Below are 18,815 nucleotides of genomic sequence, written 5' to 3'. Positions count from 1 at the left end.
TTCCTAGGGTAGAGTGGAATCCAAAGAAGCGATTAACTTTTGATTTCCTCCTACTAAATCCTCTAGTTTTTTAAATGTTTGGGGCGTTAATATTTCCAAGACAGTCCAAGCGGATAATACGTTACATGCTTCTTGCGTAGTTAATTTTTTCATTTTATTAGCAATTTAATGTTCTAAGAAGTTTGTTGAGTTGTTTTTATGAAATCGTTCTTTCATCCACATTTTAAATGCAGATTCTTGAGCATGTATTTTAGAGGTATATCCTTGGTAGTGGATACCAAATCTTGCTATATTCCATCCTGGTGACCATGGATAAACGGTAGCTTCTAGTATTGGGTTATAGTAATTTCCATTTCTACTAATATACCACCTATTGCGTACGGAAAATATATGCCAAATATATAGTCGTCGTATAAAATATTTGACTACTTGCCACACTTCAAATATGAAAAATAAGATATACTGGAAAGCAGCATTTACAATTTCTTGAACTTTTTCACTCATCTCTCTAATCGCTTTCCAAGTTTCTGTATTAAACTTCTTACATAACTTTATTACACAGTCCATTCTTAGTGTATTACTAAAACCTGAGATCACTAAGTTATTTTTCAAGTTTTTGGGAGGAATATTAGTAGAAAACGTTAAGGAGAGCTTTTTTTGTTACAAAATAGTCTCAATTACAAATTGCTTAATAATTTGGTAGTAAATTGATCCTTTATAAGGGAAAAAAACTTTGGTTGTTTTTGTTCCTCGTATTCCTTTAAGAAATCATACATACCGATTGGCAGAAAATTTTTATGTGCTAGGTTGCTAAATTTCTCCCAATGGAAAGTTAAATGTTGTTCCTTTGATATTACTTCTTTATTTTTAGATAAGCTATGTGAATGTACTTTAAATACAAAAGACTGTTCATGAAATGGTTTCCCATTATTATCCCAAAGATTTTCTACCACTCCTATAAAATCATTAATTATAGGATCAATTGTGCCAATCTCTTCTGCTATTTCCCGTAGTAATGCTTGATAAACCGTTTCCTGATATCTAACATGTCCTCCTGGGAGAAAGAGATGGCTACCACTATTTGCTACTAATACATAATCTCCCTCTCTTATATAAGCTCTAACTATAACATAAATTTTACCTGCACTAAGCATTATACTACAATATTTACTATTTTCGAGGGTATTATGATAATTCTTTTGGGTTCTTTGCCACTTAGGTATTTTTGCACCTCGGGTAATTGCATTACTGTGTTCTGAATTTCAATATTGCTAGCCACAACAGCAAATTCATGCGTAGCTCTCAGCCTACCATTAACTTGGATGACCATAGTATAAGATTCTAGTTCTAAGAATGATTCGTTGAAAGAAGGCCAAGGGGTTTGATATAATCTTTGCTTTTTACCTAATTTTTGCCAAATTTCCTCTGTAATATGTGGAATAAATGGGTTAAGTAATATAATCAAGATGCTGAAACCCTCTTTAATGCTATCAATATCACCTTCCTTGCCCTTAGATATTTCATCTGACAACGCATTAAATAGTTCCCGCATCCTTGCTATGGCTTTATTTAGCTTAAATTCCCTTATCTCATTGGTAACATGCTTAATAGTGTGATGAGTAAGCTTTGTTAGTTTATTTCTAGGAGTCTCTGTTATTTCACTAGACTTCTTTTGAAACTCTACTTCTGCTGGTGATTTGTACGCGACGTCTGTACTCGAATCCTCACGTACATTAGAGTACGCTGCGGGTCGAGATTCCGCGTCTCCTTCACACCCTTGCGCATAAGCGAGTTTCAAAAGAGGTCTACTATTAATTAGTATCTCAGCCATATTTTCTAACTTACTAATAAAACGGCTGCACCCTTCAAGACCATTTGCCGACCATTCACAATCTTTCTCCGGTGGGCTATCAGAGAGTACAAATAGCCGGATAGCATCTGCACCATGGTTTGCTAATATTGATTCTAAATCCACGACATTCTTTTTGGATTTACTCATTTTTTCTATTCGTCCTTGAAATACTTCTTCCCCTGTATTTTTATGAACCCATTTATTAGATTGTTTTGTTATCTCATTTGGGTACAACCAATTATTATTGGTATCTTTATAGGTAGCATGTAACACCATACCTTGAGTCAGCAAACTAGTAAAGGGTTCACGAATACTAAGATAGCCTTGTTCGTTCATTACTTTAGTGAAAAACCTTGCATAAAGAAGATGCATTACTGCATGTTCAATTCCACCAATATACTGATCAACAGGTAACCAATAATCACAGGCTTGTTTGTCAGTCATATCTTTTGCATCTACATTACAATAGCGGGTGAAATACCAAGAAGACTCAAAAAATGTATCTAACGTGTCAGTTTCACGAATAGCTGGTTTCTGACATTTTGGGCAATTAGTATGTTTCCAAGTAGGGTGTGAATCAAGAGGATTGCCATGCCCATCAAATGTAACATCGTTTGGTAGGATTATCGGCAATTGTTCTTTAGGTACTGGTGTAATTCCACAAGTCAAACAATAGATTATTGGAATAGGACAGCCCCAAAATCTTTGCCTAGACACTCCCCAGTCTTTTAGTCGGTAGTTAATGGTACGTTTGCCTAAACCACGTTTCTCAAGTTCTTTTATAGATTTTTGCTTAGCATCTTGGACAGCAAGACCATTCAGAAAGTCTGAATTGATCATGATACCATCACCTGTATAAGGTTTTAAATATACGTTCACCTGAACATCCTCATTAATTACTACCTGCTTTATTGGTAATGCCATTTGTTTGGCTAATTCATGATCTCTTTCATCATGTGCTGGGCATCCAAAGACCGCTCCAGTACCGTAATCCATTAGTACGAAATTTGTTATTATAACAGGGATAATAATGCTAGGATCAAATGGATGAATGGCCAAAAGGTTAGTACATACCCCTTCTTTTTCAGCTTTATCTACTACAACATTACTGTCTAATTGCGAACATTTCTCAATGAAAGATATTATAGCGTCATTTTTATCTACTAATTGCTCAATTATTGGGTGGTTATAGGCTATCGCAACAAAGCTTGCTCCAAAGATAGTTTCTGGTCTAGTAGAAAACACTTCAATATTGGCATCATGATCCTGTATTTTAAAACTAAAATTTACTCCTTCCGATTTGCCTATCCATTTTTCCTGCATAGATTTAACAGAATCAGGCCAAGAGCCTAGTTTTGCAATTTCATTTAACAATTCTTCAGCATAATTAGTGATTTTTAAAAACCATTGTTTTAGCTGTCGTTTTTCGATTAAAGCACCCGAACGCCATCCACGACCATCTACTACTTGTTCGTTAGCTAAAACAGTGTTATCTACAGGATCCCAATTGACTAAAGATTCTTTTTGATATACTAAACCTCTCTCATAAAGTTCTAAAAAAAATTTCTGTTCATGCTTATAATAATCCGGATCACAAGTTGTTATTTCTCTCGACCAATCATATGAAAAACCAATTAATTTTAGCTGATCTCGCATAGTTGTGATATTTGAGTAAGTCCAGTCCTTAGGGTTAGAGTTATTATTGATGGCAGCATTCTCTGCTGGCAAGCCGAAAGCATCCCAACCCATAGGGTGTAATACGTTATAGCCCTGTGATTTCATAAAACGGGCTATGCAATCTCCGATAGAATAGTTACGTAAATGTCCGACATGAATCTTCCCAGAAGGGTAGGGTAACATTTCAAGTACATAATATTTAGGCTTGTCGCTATCGTTTGTTGCAGCAAAAGCTTTTTCTTCAAGCCAAATTTTTTGCCATTTCTTTTCAATATCTCTCATAATTTGTATTGTAAACTATCCTTATTGTAGCAAGTATATCATTCTTTTCTTTCAGCACTAATATATAATTCTCTAGATTTTCTTAAAATTTTATCTTCTATGCTATTAGCTAGGTCCGAAGTAGTATGATTGTCTAGCCAATTACCATTTTTAAGTGTTTGTTCAAATATTTTTACTTGGATTGCATCCGGGCTAATAACGTTATCTTTAATAAAAATATTTATTTTAAATCGAAAATTTGTTTGTCCTTTTGGACTATACCATTCAGTAATAATGACTCCACCGACTGAATCGGTTGAAGCAAGAGGTGCAAAACTTAAAGTTTCTATAGAAGCTTGCCATAAATATTTATTAACGTTACAGCCTACAGTTTTGGTAGATTCATTTTTGATTCTACTTGGTCTAAACACCAAACCTTCTACTCCAACTATCGACCCCATTTCATCCATCTTTCTTTCTTGCACAGTTTTGGGATAGTCTCCATTCCTTGCAATTGTGGAATTTGGAAAAAGAAATAAAGCTAACATTATGCCAATAATAGTTTTTTTTAAGTGTGTTTTCATAAATGATTTTATTTTTTTACTATTTCAAGTAGTTTAGCTTTAGTGTACCATAAGAACCACGTGATGTAAAGGATAGCCCCGTTCTTTAATTAATAAAATAAATATAATATAGTTGTAAAAGAATAAAGGATACGATAATTTAAATCTCTATAAGAAAATGTGGAATATCCATCTTCTAATAGAAGTTATTAAACATAAAATGGTAAAAAATGAAAAATTTGTTATTTTTAATCTGTTTGTATTCCACTATTGCTATAGCCAGTGAATCTAAGTTTTACCCTAATAAGCTTAATTGTTGTAAGATCAGTAAGAGTGCAATGAATGATTACGAACCGGAAGAATTCCAATTATCCAATAACTTACTTAGAAAGACAGGACAACAAGCAGTCTATCGTGGTACAAAAATTATAGTAAAGGGTAGATTATTAGACCAAGATTGCGTTCCAGTAGCAGATGCAAAAATATATTTATGGCAGGTTGGAAGTGACGGAAAATATCCATACATACCACTTCGTACTCGTATCAATAAAAAAATGCTAAACCTTGTAAGTAAATCAAGTTTTACCGGGTCTGGCATCGCTACTACTAATAATAAAGGGGAATTTTATTTTATTACTATATATCCTAGTGGAGTTTTGCGTGAAACGCCTAATGTAAACATTAGAGTCAACCACCTATATCTTGGAAAGCTACAAACAAAGCTATATTTATCTAATTCAAGGGTTAATTTAGAAAATTGCGGAGAAGTTAGTCATGCTTTGTCCACTGCACTAGATGGCATTAAAACGTATGAATTTGACGTAGTAATGTCGGGACGAACTTTCAAAAGATATTAATGTTTTGAGTTTTCACACCCTCCGCAACAATCTTCTGCAACTGGATTTCCTGAAGGTGGGTTTTCTAATGGTTTTTTTAATCCACAAGAAGTTAAGATTAAGCAGCTTAGTAATATTAGAGATAAAAAAATATTGTTTTTCATGATGATCAATAAATTAATTGGAAATATATTTGTTATTTATATGCATATTAAAAAATATAGTAAACGATTTTTTTTGATTGTAACATACTTGTTGATCAGCACTAATAGTTTTGCATTAGATCAGATCAAATTAGGTGTTAAAATGCTTGATTTATCTAGTGTTCCTGATACGGTAGTTTTCTTTGATGATAAAGGAGAAAAATATTCTCTTGATAATTTTGAAGGAAAAACGATATTATTGGTATTTTGGGCGACATGGTGTGCATCTTGTATTAAAGAAATGCCGGATTTGGATGTATTGCAAAAAGATTTTAGAAAGTTGCCATTTGCGATAATTCCTGTATCACAAGACTACCAAGGAATAGAAATTATCCAAAAATATTATAAAGATTATGATATAAGATATTTGCCAATTTACCATGATTTTAAGAATCAACTATTTAAAGCTTTTTCAATAGTTGGTTTACCAACTGCTATTCTAATTAATCCAGATGGAAAAATGTTAGTAAGTTTTGTTGGTACTATTAATTGGTATGATGAAGAAATTCGCAATATTATTTTGTCAAATATTCCTGGAAACCACCCAGAACCTAAAAATAGTTACCGGGAACAAACCCTTAATCAACCGGTTAATAAACAGTTAAAGCCTGAAGAGCAGGAAAACAAAGATGAAAAACCAAAAATACAACAGAATAATGAGGAAAATAATGCTTCTAAAAACGATAATAAGGAGTAACTAATGCACATAGAACATAATAAAAATTCAATTGCTGAGGCAAAATTTGATCAGGTAATTGCTAAACGTCAAATAGGTAAGTTAGAGCAATTACTTTCATTGCTACCTGGAGTAGGTTCTAAGGCATCAAAGCCGGTAATTGCTGTTCTTCGTCTTAGTGGGGTTATAGGTAAAGTAAGCTCAGTAAAATCAGGGCTTAGCATAGAATCGCTACATGAGTTAATTGACAAAGCTTTTGAGATCAAAAATCTTAAAGCTTTGTGTTTAACTATTAATTCTCCAGGTGGTTCACCTGTACAATCTGAACTGATTAGCAAACGTATAAGGTCATTAGCTGGGGAAAAGAAAATACCAATTTATAGTTTTGTAGAAGATGTAGCAGCATCTGGTGGATATTGGCTTGCTTGCATTGGTGACCAAATATATGCATCTAAGAGTTCAATTATTGGTAGTATAGGGGTAGTTTCGGCTGGTTTTGGTTTTCCTGTTGCTATCAATAAGCTTGGAGTAGAAAGGAGGGTTTATGCAGAAGGTAAAAATAAATCTATTCTCGATCCATTTCAACCAGTGCAAGAGGAGGATATTAAAATTATTAAGCATATACAAAAACAGATTCACGGGCATTTTATAGATTATGTTAAAGAGCGTCGTATTGGTAAGTTAACACAAGAAGATGATATTTTATTTAATGGAGCATTTTGGTCCGGGGAAACTGCTATTGATTTTGGTTTAATTGATGGTATAGATGATATGTATAGTTTCATAAAACAGAAATATGGTGATGTAACTATTAAATATATATCTGCTAAACAATCGTGGCTTAAGAAGAGATTGGGTATGGTAAGGCAAGATTTCGTGCAAGAATTCTCTGATACGTTGATTGAATCGGTAGAGAATAAGATTACTTATGATAGGTTTAATATACGGTAACTTTTAAAATTAACCTGAATTTCACCGAGTTAGGGATAAGAATTAGTTAATTCTTATCCCTAATTGGCTTTAATATTAGTAAATACACCTTATCTACACGTCATTGCGAGCGAACGTACGTGAGCGTGGCAATCCATGAAGCTTGTCATATAGCTAAACTGGAAAGGTTTCAGCCAAAAAACGTCATTGCGAGTAAGCTTTGGTTCAATAAAGCTTGCGTTTTCTACTTTTAAAGAAGAAATATCAATTATAGCCAGCACATCCTTAGGCAAATGAGTTTTAAGAAAATCATAAGCTACTCTAGGATTTTCCATTGCTACTTTAACAATTTCATCATGCTTCGGCTTCTTTGATTTTTTGGACTTCTTTGTGACCATTATGATAATTTATTATTAGTTTTTTTGTTTGCTATGCTTGAGTACCAAACAAATTAGGTTGTATATGTTTACTCTCAGTAGGTATAATTGCCTATTACTTATTCAATATATGATTTACTAGCAATTGACAAGCTTATTTTTATTTGTTAGCATTAAAGACTACCATAATATTATTTAAAAAACAAATCCATTACAACTGAACTAAAATAGCAAATATGCAATCTCAAGATACTAACGATTTACGTAAAATAGCCGATATTATTAATACTAAGCTAAGTGAAAATGATATAGCAGCTTTTCATATTGATGTACTTTGCTGACTATAAAAATAATATTCTCTAATTTCGTACATGTATTATAGCATTTTTTTAAAGTACTAATTATAATAAAACTAGACAATAAACTAGGTAATTCCTTTTATGCAAAATTCAATTACAGCTTTTGATGCTAAAACTCATTTTTCTAAAATATTAGATCGAGCTAGCAAGGGTGAAGAAATATTGGTTACAAGAAGAGGAAAAGCTGTTGCAAAGATTGTCCCAGTTAATACTATACAAGATATTGAAATTGCAGAAATGGCAGCTGTAAGACTTAGAAAACTTGCTAAAGAAATTAATTTACAACCATCTGACTTAGAAGAATGGAAAAAATATAGAGATGTAGGAAAAAAGTAACTATGACATCTTTTGTTTTAGATTCTTCAACTACCCTTTCGTGGTTTATGCCTAACGAGACAGCCTCTTTAGATTTATTAAAAAAAACTGTGAAAGAAGGTGCAATTGTTCCTACTATTTGGTTACTTGAAATAGGTAATGTTTTATTAGACTTCTTTCGAAACTCGCTTATGCTGAGGGATTTGAAGGAGACGCGGAACCTCGACCCGCAGCGTACTCTAATGTACGTGAGGATTCGAGTACCGCATCGACGTACAAATCACCAGCAGAAGTAGAGTTTCGAAAGAAGTCTAATGCAAACTTTTAGAGATTCACTTTATATTGCTAAAGATAAAAATATTAGTAATATAGAGAGAATATCAGACAATTTGGCTATTACTTATCAAGCTGCCTGATTATTACTTATTGTCAGATTAAGTCGTAACTAGTACACATGAGGTTCTATGGAGGTTGTTATTTAATTTTGTAGATTTAGTTGACTTTCTATTATTGAATACACCATACTAAATCTCAATTGGTCCAGTAGTTAAACCATTAACAAATTGTTGCAAGTAAGGATTATCACTATTTTTTATCTCATCTTTTTTACCAAACCATAAAATCTTCCCTTTATAAATCATAGCAACCTCTTTAGCTATCATATAAGCACTATTCATATCATGAGTTATGGTGATGGTAGTAGCCTTTAGCTCTTCTTGAACTTTAATTATTAATTCATTGATAACATTAGCCATTATAGGGTCAAGACCGGTAGTTGGTTCATCAAGGAAAAGAATCAACGGATCGCCACAAATAGCCCTAGCTAGAGATACTCGCTTTTGCATACCTCCAGAAAGCTCAGATGGATAAAGACCCAGTATTTTTGTAGACAAACCTACAGAATGAAGTTTAGATGCAGCTAACTCCTCTTTATTTTTTGGAGATAATTTATACAGTTTTTCAGTAAAGAATGTAATATTATCTTGAACAGTTAAAGAATCAAAAAGAGCTCCTCCCTGAAATAGAAATCCCATGGTTTTCATCATTTTAAATCTATCTTTACTTGAAATATTTACAGTTTCCACTTCATCAATAACTATACTACCTTCATCAGCCTGCATTAAACCAACTATAGTCTTTATTAACACTGATTTACCAGTTCCTGATCCCCCAAGAATTACTATTGAACTATTTCGCTTTATATCTAAGTCTATACCATCAAGTACCTTATGATCGCCAAAAGATTTATATAATGAGCGTATTTTTATTTTTGATTCATCCATAATCTATTCTCGAGTCTTATACTTTAAAAAACAACTCTGTTATCAAGTAATTACTGATTAGAATAAGAACTGAAGAATTTACTACCGCGGAAGTTGTACTCGTCCCAACTCCTTTTGCTCCTGTACCTGAATAATAACCACTATAACAACTTACTATTGAGATAATAAAACCAAACACTGCTGCTTTTACCAAACCAGAAATGACATCTATTGGTTCTAAAAACTTAAAGTTATTCGTTATATAATTAAAGCTATTAAAATCAAGCTTATAAACACTTACCAAATAACCACCCATTACTCCTAATATATCACCTATTAATACTAAACATGGTAACGTAATAACTGCGGCTAGTACTCTTGGAAAAACTAAATATTTTATAGGATCAGTTGACAAAGTATAAAGTGCATCTATTTGTTCAGTCACTCTCATAGTAGCTATTTCAGCAGCAATTGATGCACCAACTCTACCAGCAACCATAAGACCAGCAAGAACTGGTCCAAGCTCTCTAGTTATTGAAAGGACTACCACCGTAGCTATTGAACTTTCAGCTGAGAAACGAGAAAAACCTGTATAACTTTGTAATGCCAGCACAGCACCGGAAAAAAAGGTAGTCATAGCTACAACTGGTAGGGAATAAAAACCTATAGACAATAACTGCTTTAATACTAAGTTGTAGTATAAAGGTCTCTTAAAAATACTAGTGACTCCCGCAATAGTAAATAGAGAAAAAGCCCCTATAGTCTTTGCAAAACCAATAGTATGTTTACCTAATAAATTAACGGTATCAAGAATCATTTTTGTATACTCTCTTATATCTGCTGCCTAGTAGAGTGAGAATTTCATAACCAATGGTATTTATTATATTCGCTATTTTATCTAAAGTACAATAATTCCCTATAATTTCAGCTTGTTGTCCTAGAAAAATTTTGTTTGGTGGTAGTTCAGTAACATCAACAGTAATTGAATCCATTGACACCCTGCCAACTACAGGAGCTGAATACGAATCAATAACTACTACCCCACAATTGCTAAAAGCCCGGGGATAGCCATCAGCATAACCAAGAGGTAAGGTAGCAATTAGCCTATTACTATTTGTTTTAAAGGTCATATTGTAACCAATGTAACTTTTCGGTGGTAATTCTTGCAATTGTATTATTGGAGCAGTCAGTCTTATTGGATTATGCATTGGATTTTTAAATGTATTACCCAAAGGATTAATACCATACAATGCAGCACCAAGGCGTATTAAGTCAAAATGATATTCTTTCCCTAGAAATATACTACTAGAGTTAGCTAGACTAGCTTTGACTTTTGGGAAATATTTTAAATAATGCTTAAACTTTTTTAATTGTTGTAAATTATAAGGATCATCAACTACTTCAGATGCAGATAAATGACTTATAATATACTGCAATTCAAGGCCAACTAATAGATCAGGTTTGTCTATTATATGTTGCATTTCTGTGTCGAGCATTCCTAAGCGATTCATACCAGTATCAACATGGATTGTACAAGGTAATACTTCTTTTTTAAGAGAGGCAAACTCTTGCCAAATTTCAACTTGTTTTAAACTATTAAGTACGGGAATTAAATTACTATTTCTAAATTCCTCAACATCATTGCTAAATACACCATTAAACACAAAAATATTAGGTTTTTTATTAGATTTTTGCCCCAATACTTTACGCAATGATATTCCTTCATCAACTGAGGTTACAAAAAAACTTTGACAATTCTCCATCTGTAAGGCTGGTGCGATAGCATTAGCACCAAGTCCATAGCTGTTAGCCTTTACCACAGAAGCAATCTCTGAAGTTTTACAAATTTTAGAAATAATACGATAATTAGCACGAATTTTTGCTAAGTCTATTTCAAGTGTACATTTATCAGTATGCATAAAGTTTTAAATTCTCATAATTTTACAGATTTTTGTAATGCTGCTATAATAATTGGAGCAACTGATATTACATGGAACTTAGATGGTAAATCAGTAGTTTCTATTGTATCAGTTATAATACGTTCATTATATCAGAATTCTGAATATTTTCTTTAGACATGCTAGAAAGCACTGGGTGAGTTATAAAAGCATTGACAGATAAAGCTCCTACTTCCATTAATAGCTTAGCTCCCTTACAAAGGGTTTCGCCACTATCAACAATATCATCAATTAGTATACAATGCTTGCCGGAAACGTTACCTATTATTTCTGATATTTGGCATTTATCATTAGACATTTTGCATAATTCTACTTCTGCTGGTAATTTGTGCGTCGGGACTAGACTCGAATCCTCACGTACGTCTGAGTACGCTGCGGTTCTGCGTTCCGATCCTCCTACAAATTCCCTAGCAGAAGCGAATTCTGCAAGAGGTCTACTATACCTCTTGACATCTCTACTTTTATTAATAACAGCTATATTCATGTTAAAAAGCCTATTCACATCACGTACACGTACAAAACCACCAACATCTGGAGATACAATAATAGAATTATTATAAGTTTCAATAATCGGAGCAAATAAACTTATTGGATCAAGATTTTGTAGTGGAATTTTAAAAAAACCCTCTAATTGCTGTGAATGCAAATCGACAGTTATTACATGATTAACACCAGCAACTTCCAGCATACTCGCTACAAGACGGCTCGATACTGGAGTAAAACTACAAGAGCTACGATCTTGGCGGCTATAACCAAAATACGGTATAACCGCAGTTACTTGTGAAGCTCCCGCTCTTTTTACCGTATCAACTAATAATAAAAGTTCCATCAAGTGGTTATTAGCTGGTCTAGAAGTAGATTGTACTATAACAACATCACACTTATACATATCTTCAAGGATTTCCACCCTTGTTTCAGCATCATCGAAAGTTGTAATATAAGTTTTGACATATTTACAATTTAGTTCCTCAGCTAAATATCTAGCTAATTTTTTATGACTAAGACCTGCAAGAATTTTCATGCTAATTATAATAATTGGTTTAAGAATTGGTTTAAGTTTCTGTAGTATACAATAATTATAATTTGCACTAAGTGTTTTATGAAAAATATTTTTATTATTTTTATTCAAGTTGTCGTCTATTAACGAGTAGTAGCATTGCTGCGACAAAGTAAAGCTCCCACAACTGTCGAAAGCTCAAATCGTCATTGCGAGCGAACGTATGTGAGCGTGGCAATCCATGAAGCTTGTCAATAGATTGCTTCGTCGACCTACGGTCTCCTCGCAATGACGTATAGAGAAGCTGTATTTACTAACTTTCAATAGTTGTGGAGGTCGTAGGTCGACGAAGCAATCTATTGACAAGCTTCATGGATTGCCACGCTCACATACGTTCGCTCGCAATGACATATTAAGTATACGCCTTTTAAAAAATCACGACCTCTTTCCCAATTCATCTATTAACTTATCAAAACCACTATTACTGAGAATATTCATGAACTCTGACTGTTGAGAATTGATAAGACTAACACCTTCTGTAATAACATCTGAGACTTTTAAATTAGTTTTATCGCTTGTACCCTTTACTTGACGTACTAAGTAATTTACTTTAGCAGTTCCTATTAACATTTCTACCATAAACTCTCCTTCATCAAGAACACGCACTTGTTGAACTTTAGGTTCTTGACCATGGTAATTCTTTACTAAATCAGCATAGGCCTTGCTTACATAATTACTGTAAACTTCTGTGAATTGTTTAATTTGTTCAGGAGTTAGAGTTCTTCTGTAAACACCAAGGGTGAATTTAGCCATCCAATTCAGATCTAAGTTAGCTAAAATTAGCTTTTTAGTTTTAGCTATTTTGGCATCTTGATCTAAACTCTCATCATTACATACATCTAGCCCATCTCTTATTAGTTGATTAACATAATTATCAACCACCATTTTGTCATCAGTAGCAGAATAGGCTGACAAAGACAGACAACTTAAAATTAAGCAAACAATAATTTTTTTCATAAGTAACTACTCTTAATTAGGTTTAGGGCATTTAAATTGATTAGGATAGACAATTACCGATTCACGATTTTGATGTGTAGCTGATCTTACAGCTATGTAAGGGTCAGTAGAACTACATCCTATATAGTCAGTAAACGGTAATAATCCTAATCTAGTATTTATAACTTGTACACCAGAAACTATGATTTCAAAATCTCTATGTACCGCGTACATTATAGGATTTAAGTAACTATTTGTAAATATAGCATCTGTACTATCTCTTGCATTAGTACCACCAAGAAATGGTATGACTAAATATGGTCCTGGACCAACTCCATAGTGGGCGAAAGTACTACCCAAAGTTTGTTTGGTAACTCTCAATCCAATTTTATCTGCTACATCAAATAACCCACCTATACCAAACGTGGCATTGATTAAAAATCTCCATAGACTTTTCATAGTTTGGTCATAATTCATCTGTAGACCATAATTGACAACAGTCAAAGGCACACTAATGTTATCTAGAAAACTGCTCACTCTAGCCCTAGTATAATTATTACTAATTCGTTTATAGCCTATAGTAATAGGTCGTAAGAACAGATAGTCTAAAACAGAATTAAAGGCAAAAATTTTACGATTTAGTTTCTCATAAGGGTCATAGACTTGAGTACATCCCTTACCTTCATTATAAACATACCTAAAATCTTCATCATCTTGAGTATTTTGAGTACTCGCTATTGCAGTTATACTAGAAAAATTAACTAACAACAGTAATATAAATTGCTTCATGGCTTCATTAATGGTTTTTCTTACAAATCACCATATAGTATTTATCATTTTTTTCTAGAGATAATTCTTCACTATTTAATATGGTAAACTTAGTTTGACCTAAAGCTTTCTTAATATCTGCTATAGTAAAAACAAATCCTTTTCTCTTTAATGAAAGGTTTGTGACGTTATCTATTGGTAAACAAAATGCAAAATACCCTAATGTATTGACTATAGAATAAATAGAATTAAAGTAATCTAATAGGTTTTTAGTAAAAGAAAGAGAGTTAAAACTCAGTACTACATCATATTTATTAGAGTCGTGTTTAATAAAATCCGATATTGAAATTTCTAATAACTGATCATAAATATTACCATATATAATGACAAGCTTATTCATAATTTCTGAATTTTCAATACCGGTAAAAGTAAAGCCATCAGGAAAACGCTTTTTTACTTCATAACCCACTAAGCCTATATTACTACCTAACTCCAAAATATGGTAATTATCAGGTAAGTCTGTTATATTATTCATAGTTGTGCTTACAAAACTGTAAGGTAGGTACAGTTTATTATTACTGCGAAATTTATTGCCATAATATTCAGCGGTAAGATTTTTATATTGATGCCAAATTTGCGGTGGAATCTCTGACAAATTATTATAATTTTGTAGAAAAGATGCTAACTTTATTTGATCAGCTTCAAAAGCTCTTTGTAGATGATACAAAGCTTTTTCATAATTATTTTTTAAGAAATATGTCCAACCAAGCCAATAATTAGCTTGATGGTCGTTAGGAGAAAGAATTTTATCAACCAATTTAAGCCTTAGTATAGCGTCATTTAAGTTATTTTTATACAAATGTTCTATACCAAGATTAAAATTAGTTTCTTTTAAGTGTGTTACCCTATATTTTACATCGACAAAATAATTGATAGATGTAAAGATTTTCTCCCTATACCAAGATGGGAAATTCTTAATATAATTATAGTATAATTTTATTTTGTCTTTTATTGAGTCGTAACTGTTACGAATAATTTTGCTGCCGAACATAAATTGCTATAAATTTGATTTTTTAAACATATATTCATCATATACTACTCGTAAATGAAGAATTGATAGACGATAGAATCAAAATCATGATAGTAGCAGGAGTCAAAGGGTCGAGGTGCTAGGCGTACATTTAGTACGTGAGTACCGAAGAACCCTGAAGACGACAACGCAATTCTTGATTTTCTATCTGAGTATATGATAACATATATATCAAATGACACTAATACTTAATAGTAATAAATTATATAAAATAAATCATATTGTACTAAATTCTGCTTTCAAGAATTGTTTTTTTTTAACAATATGGTATAATACACCCCTATTTTGGATAAGAATTAACAAATTCTTATCCCGAATTAGCTGTGATATAAAGAAAAATGTACTCTTGAAGCGGTTCTACGAGTACATTTTAACTTTTTTACCGTTCAATAGATGATTTTAATAATTAAAATCATCTATTGAACGCAAATGATATTTTAACAATCAGGTGGGCAGCCGCTTCAAACCTTATTGTTTCTATATATACAGCCGAATTTGGGATAACCTGTTATCCCGAATTCGCGTAAATTCGCGTAATACGAAAATAATTATAAGGTTCTACAGAATCATGTCACTTATTGCTAAACGCTTAGATATAATAAAACCATCTCCAACTTTAGCTTTAGTTAAAAAAACATTTGAACTAAAAAAGCTGGGTAGAGATATAATCTCTCTTGGGGCTGGTGAACCTGACTTTGACACACCCAATAATATCAAAGAGGCTGCAATTAAAGCACTGCGAGATGGTTTCACAAAATATACTAATGTTGATGGCATTTTGGAGCTGAAACAAGCAGTACAGACTAAATTCAAGTATGAAAATAATTTAGATTATGAGTTAGATGAGATAATAGTATCAAGCGGCGGTAAACAAGTAATCTATAATTTATTTATGGCTTCCCTTAACCAAGGGGACGAAGTAATTATTCCCAGTCCTTACTGGGTCTCATATCTAGATATGGTAATGTTAGCTGAAGGGATTCCAGTATTTGTTAACTGTGGCATTGATAGCAATTTTAAGCTTACAGCTGAAGCTCTAGAGCAAGTAATTACCCAAAAAACTAAATGGTTAATTATTAACTCACCGAGTAATCCAACAGGAGCTGCATACTCTTACCAAGAGCTAGCAGATATTGCCGAATTACTACGCAAATATCCCAATGTAAATATTATGTCAGATGATATTTACGAGCATATTATTTTTGATGATTTTAAATTTTATACTTTTGCCCAAGTAGCACCGGATTTAAAAGATCGAATATTTACTGTTAATGGTGTATCAAAAGCTTATTCTATGACAGGATGGCGTATAGGATATGGGGCTGGTTCTAAATCATTAATTAAGGCAATGACTATTATTCAGTCACAAAGTACTTCTAACCCCTGCTCTATAAGCCAAATGGCAGCTATTGAAGCTTTAACTGGCACTCAAGATTTTATTAAACCTAATGCAAAAAACTTTCAAGAAAAACGTGATCTAACCTTATCAATTCTAAGTGATACTAAGGGTATTAGTTGCGATAAACCAGCAGGGGCATTTTACCTGTTTCCTAAATGTAATGAATTATTTGGTTTGAAAACTCCCACTAGTAAAATTATCAAAAATAGTAACGATTTTGGAGAATATCTGCTTGAAGAATGTAACGTTGCGGTTATTCCTGGTATTGCATTTGGTCTAGAAGGTTATTTTAGAATTTCATACGCAACTTCGATAAAAAGCTTGGAGCAAGCATGCTCGCGTATAAAGAATGCTTGTAATCAATTAACGTGATAAAAAAAATCCTTAAAAAAAACAATTTTGTACTTAGTGTAGTTACTAAGATGCTGTATACTTATTTGAGAGTGGTTTATTTTACCTGTCGTTGGCAATTTGTTTTTTCAGATAATCACAATAAACAAGAATTTTTGGCACAAAAAGGGGTAATTTTTGCTTTTTGGCATAACAGATTGGCTTTAGGTCCAGGAATATTTGCTGGTCATAAAGATATTTATGCTCTTATTTCCCCTCATCGAGACGGCAGAATAATTAGTGATATAGTAGGTAAATTTGGCTTTGGGGTAATAAATGGTTCTAGTAATAAGAATCCTGTATCAGCTTTAAAAATAATTATCCAAAAGTTACATAATGGTAGTAATATAGTGATTACACCAGATGGTCCACGTGGACCTATTTATAAAATAAATAGTAATATTAACAAAGTTGCTCAAAAATATAATATAAAATTGATACCAGTTTCTTGTAGTGCTTCTAGATATTTTTTACTCAAAAGTTGGGATAAACTGATTATGCCTCTACCTTTTGGTAAAATAACAGCTTTTATAGGCTTACCACTAGCTTTTGTAGGAAATGAAAACCAAGACAATATTAATTTAGCACAAGCATTAACGGGGTTGAAGTAAATCTATCTATGATCTATTTATACCATGCCTTAAGTTTTCTACTTCTTCCAGTGTATTTCTTTTTATTAGTATTAAGAGTTATTATTGGCAAAGAAGATGTAAAACGTATTAAGGAACGTTTTGCTATTTCCCATGCACATGCTAAACGAAATGAAACTTTAGTTTGGATACATGCAGCCAGTGTAGGGGAATCTCTTATAGCTTTTACCTTAGTTGAAAATATCAATAATCTTTGGTTAAAAAGAACTATGCCAAAAACCTCCTTAAAGTTTTTGGTTACTTCGGGAACTAGATCTTCTGGAAAAATATTACAACAAAAACTACCGCAAAATGCCATTCATCAATTCATTCCTATAGACAATATTATTTTTGTTAAAAAGTTTTTTAGAAATTGGCAACCAAACCTAGGAATTCTTGTTGAATCAGAGTTATGGCCATGTCTCATTAGCGAAGGGGCAAAACATTGTGAACTATTATTATTGAATGCACGTATTTCTGATAAATCATTTGAATCATGGAAAAAAATAAGTTCATTTTTTAGATTAGTTACCGCTAACTTTAGTGAGATTATTGTGCAAAGTAATCGTGATTTCCAAAAATTTACGCAACTTGGTGTGACAAATATAGTTAATTTAGGTAACATTAAATTTGCCAACAAAAAATTACCTGTACATGAACAAGAGTTAACAATTTTAACACAACATATGAGTGGTAAAAGAGTTATTGTATTTGCTAGCACCCACTTAGACGATGAGGTAGTAGTACTTAACATTATAAAACCAATAAAACAACGATACCCAGATTGCTATTTTATTCTAATTCCACGCCATCCTGAGCGTAAGAATGATATAGGAAAAGCGTGTACTCAATTAAATTTAACTTATAGTATCAAGTCCAAACAAAATATACCTATTCTAACTGATGATCTTTACATTGTTGATAAATTTGGCGAACTTGGATTGTTTTTTAGCATAGCCTATATCTCATTCATTGGCGGTTCATTTAAACAAGGAGGACATAACGTACTTGAACCAGCATATTTTGCTAATTATATTATATTTGGGCCAAATATGAGTAATTCTACTAATATTGCTAATGAAATGCTTACTAATAAAGCTGCTACTCAAATTCGTGATGAAAACGATTTACTGAATAAAATTGAGTATCTTCTATCTGAGACTGGTACTCAGGAAGCTAAAGTCTATCAGGCTAATGCTTTGGAATTTGTCAATAAAAACCAACAAATTTTAGGTAATTATTTAAATGTTATAGAAAAATACTTAGTGGGAAATTAA

19 protein-coding genes are annotated in these 18,815 nt (G+C 32.5%); 7 read left to right on the top strand and 12 right to left on the bottom strand.

The genetic code is table 11. The features are described 5' to 3' along the window. Window positions 1-165 precede the first annotated feature (165 nt). From AAHN03_RS07550 to AAHN03_RS07535, 4 genes are all read right to left on the bottom strand, one after another. The gene (locus tag AAHN03_RS07550; protein WP_342278678.1) at window positions 166-504 is read right to left on the bottom strand and encodes a hypothetical protein; all 339 of its coding nucleotides are present in this window, start codon (window positions 502-504) and stop codon (window positions 166-168) included. Window positions 505-677: 173 nt separating this feature from the next. Continuing rightward, window positions 678-1,154 (bottom strand): NUDIX domain-containing protein, encoded by a 477-nt coding sequence (locus AAHN03_RS07545; RefSeq protein WP_342278677.1) that lies wholly within the window; start codon window positions 1,152-1,154, stop codon window positions 678-680. Then, a complete protein-coding gene (leuS, locus tag AAHN03_RS07540) occupies window positions 1,154-3,811 on the bottom strand; it encodes a leucine--tRNA ligase (protein WP_342278676.1) in 2,658 nt (885 codons plus the stop codon). Before leuS ends, AAHN03_RS07545 begins: the two co-directional genes overlap by 1 nt. A gap of 38 nt (window positions 3,812-3,849) precedes the next feature. Then, window positions 3,850-4,374, bottom strand: coding sequence for a DUF3576 domain-containing protein (locus AAHN03_RS07535; protein WP_410521334.1), 525 nt, complete (start codon window positions 4,372-4,374; stop codon window positions 3,850-3,852). 209 nt (window positions 4,375-4,583) lie between these two features. On the opposite strand from AAHN03_RS07535, the gene AAHN03_RS07530 reads away from it, so the two are divergent. From AAHN03_RS07530 to AAHN03_RS07520, 3 genes are all read left to right on the top strand, one after another. Further along, the gene (locus AAHN03_RS07530; protein WP_342278675.1) at window positions 4,584-5,210 is read left to right on the top strand and encodes a dioxygenase; all 627 of its coding nucleotides are present in this window, start codon (window positions 4,584-4,586) and stop codon (window positions 5,208-5,210) included. 183 nt (window positions 5,211-5,393) lie between these two features. Then, window positions 5,394-6,089, top strand: a complete 696-nt coding sequence (locus AAHN03_RS07525; RefSeq protein ID WP_342278674.1) for a TlpA disulfide reductase family protein — start codon at window positions 5,394-5,396, stop codon at window positions 6,087-6,089. Between the two features lie 3 nt (window positions 6,090-6,092). Then, the gene (locus AAHN03_RS07520) at window positions 6,093-7,019 is read left to right on the top strand and encodes a S49 family peptidase (RefSeq protein WP_341761233.1); all 927 of its coding nucleotides are present in this window, start codon (window positions 6,093-6,095) and stop codon (window positions 7,017-7,019) included. 89 nt (window positions 7,020-7,108) lie between these two features. Here the strand turns inward: AAHN03_RS07520 and AAHN03_RS07515 are convergent, their stop codons facing one another. After that, entirely contained in the window at window positions 7,109-7,396 is a 288-nt protein-coding gene (locus tag AAHN03_RS07515) for an Rpn family recombination-promoting nuclease/putative transposase (RefSeq protein ID WP_342278673.1), read from the bottom strand. Window positions 7,397-7,815: 419 nt separating this feature from the next. Between AAHN03_RS07515 and AAHN03_RS07510 the strand changes: the two genes are divergently transcribed. Beyond that, window positions 7,816-8,070 (top strand): type II toxin-antitoxin system Phd/YefM family antitoxin, encoded by a 255-nt coding sequence (locus AAHN03_RS07510; protein WP_342278672.1) that lies wholly within the window; start codon window positions 7,816-7,818, stop codon window positions 8,068-8,070. Between the two features lie 503 nt (window positions 8,071-8,573). On the opposite strand, the gene AAHN03_RS07495 is transcribed toward AAHN03_RS07510, so the two are convergent. The 7 genes from AAHN03_RS07495 to AAHN03_RS07465 all read right to left on the bottom strand — a co-directional run bounded on the left by AAHN03_RS07495 (window position 8,574) and on the right by AAHN03_RS07465 (window position 15,081). Then, the gene (locus tag AAHN03_RS07495; protein WP_342278671.1) at window positions 8,574-9,332 is read right to left on the bottom strand and encodes an ABC transporter ATP-binding protein; all 759 of its coding nucleotides are present in this window, start codon (window positions 9,330-9,332) and stop codon (window positions 8,574-8,576) included. A gap of 16 nt (window positions 9,333-9,348) precedes the next feature. After that, the gene (locus AAHN03_RS07490) at window positions 9,349-10,128 is read right to left on the bottom strand and encodes an ABC transporter permease (RefSeq protein ID WP_342278670.1); all 780 of its coding nucleotides are present in this window, start codon (window positions 10,126-10,128) and stop codon (window positions 9,349-9,351) included. Continuing rightward, complete coding sequence (locus tag AAHN03_RS07485) at window positions 10,118-11,230, bottom strand: alanine racemase (RefSeq protein WP_342278669.1); 1,113 nt, start codon at window positions 11,228-11,230, stop codon at window positions 10,118-10,120. The genes AAHN03_RS07490 and AAHN03_RS07485 overlap by 11 nt, the downstream gene beginning before the upstream one ends. Window positions 11,231-11,342: 112 nt before the next feature. Then, on the bottom strand, window positions 11,343-12,398 hold the full coding sequence (gene prs, locus AAHN03_RS07480) for a ribose-phosphate diphosphokinase (RefSeq protein ID WP_342278668.1): 1,056 nt from the start codon (window positions 12,396-12,398) through the stop codon (window positions 11,343-11,345). A gap of 303 nt (window positions 12,399-12,701) precedes the next feature. Further along, entirely contained in the window at window positions 12,702-13,283 is a 582-nt protein-coding gene (locus tag AAHN03_RS07475; protein ID WP_342278667.1) for a phospholipid-binding protein MlaC, read from the bottom strand. 12 nt (window positions 13,284-13,295) lie between these two features. Beyond that, entirely contained in the window at window positions 13,296-14,051 is a 756-nt protein-coding gene (locus AAHN03_RS07470) for a VacJ family lipoprotein (RefSeq protein ID WP_342278666.1), read from the bottom strand. A gap of 7 nt (window positions 14,052-14,058) precedes the next feature. After that, window positions 14,059-15,081 carry an SAM-dependent methyltransferase gene (locus tag AAHN03_RS07465; RefSeq protein ID WP_342278665.1) on the bottom strand — a complete coding sequence of 341 codons (1,023 nt, stop codon included), beginning with the start codon at window positions 15,079-15,081 and terminating at the stop codon, window positions 14,059-14,061. A gap of 607 nt (window positions 15,082-15,688) precedes the next feature. Between AAHN03_RS07465 and AAHN03_RS07460 the strand changes: the two genes are divergently transcribed. From AAHN03_RS07460 to waaA, 3 genes are read left to right on the top strand one after another with little or no spacing between them, the layout of a single operon-like run. Beyond that, a complete protein-coding gene (locus tag AAHN03_RS07460; RefSeq protein ID WP_342278664.1) occupies window positions 15,689-16,891 on the top strand; it encodes a pyridoxal phosphate-dependent aminotransferase in 1,203 nt (400 codons plus the stop codon). A gap of 50 nt (window positions 16,892-16,941) precedes the next feature. Continuing rightward, window positions 16,942-17,520: a lysophospholipid acyltransferase family protein gene (locus AAHN03_RS07455; protein WP_341763401.1), complete on the top strand. Its 579-nt coding sequence runs from the start codon at window positions 16,942-16,944 to the stop codon at window positions 17,518-17,520. 8 nt (window positions 17,521-17,528) lie between these two features. Beyond that, window positions 17,529-18,815 carry a lipid IV(A) 3-deoxy-D-manno-octulosonic acid transferase gene (waaA, locus tag AAHN03_RS07450; RefSeq protein ID WP_342278663.1) on the top strand — a complete coding sequence of 429 codons (1,287 nt, stop codon included), beginning with the start codon at window positions 17,529-17,531 and terminating at the stop codon, window positions 18,813-18,815.

The sequence above is a fragment of the Candidatus Tisiphia endosymbiont of Myopa tessellatipennis genome (assembly GCF_964031105.1).
Taxonomy (GTDB): Bacteria; Pseudomonadota; Alphaproteobacteria; order Rickettsiales; family Rickettsiaceae; genus Tisiphia.
This window is presented reverse-complemented; position numbering and strand designations above follow the sequence as displayed.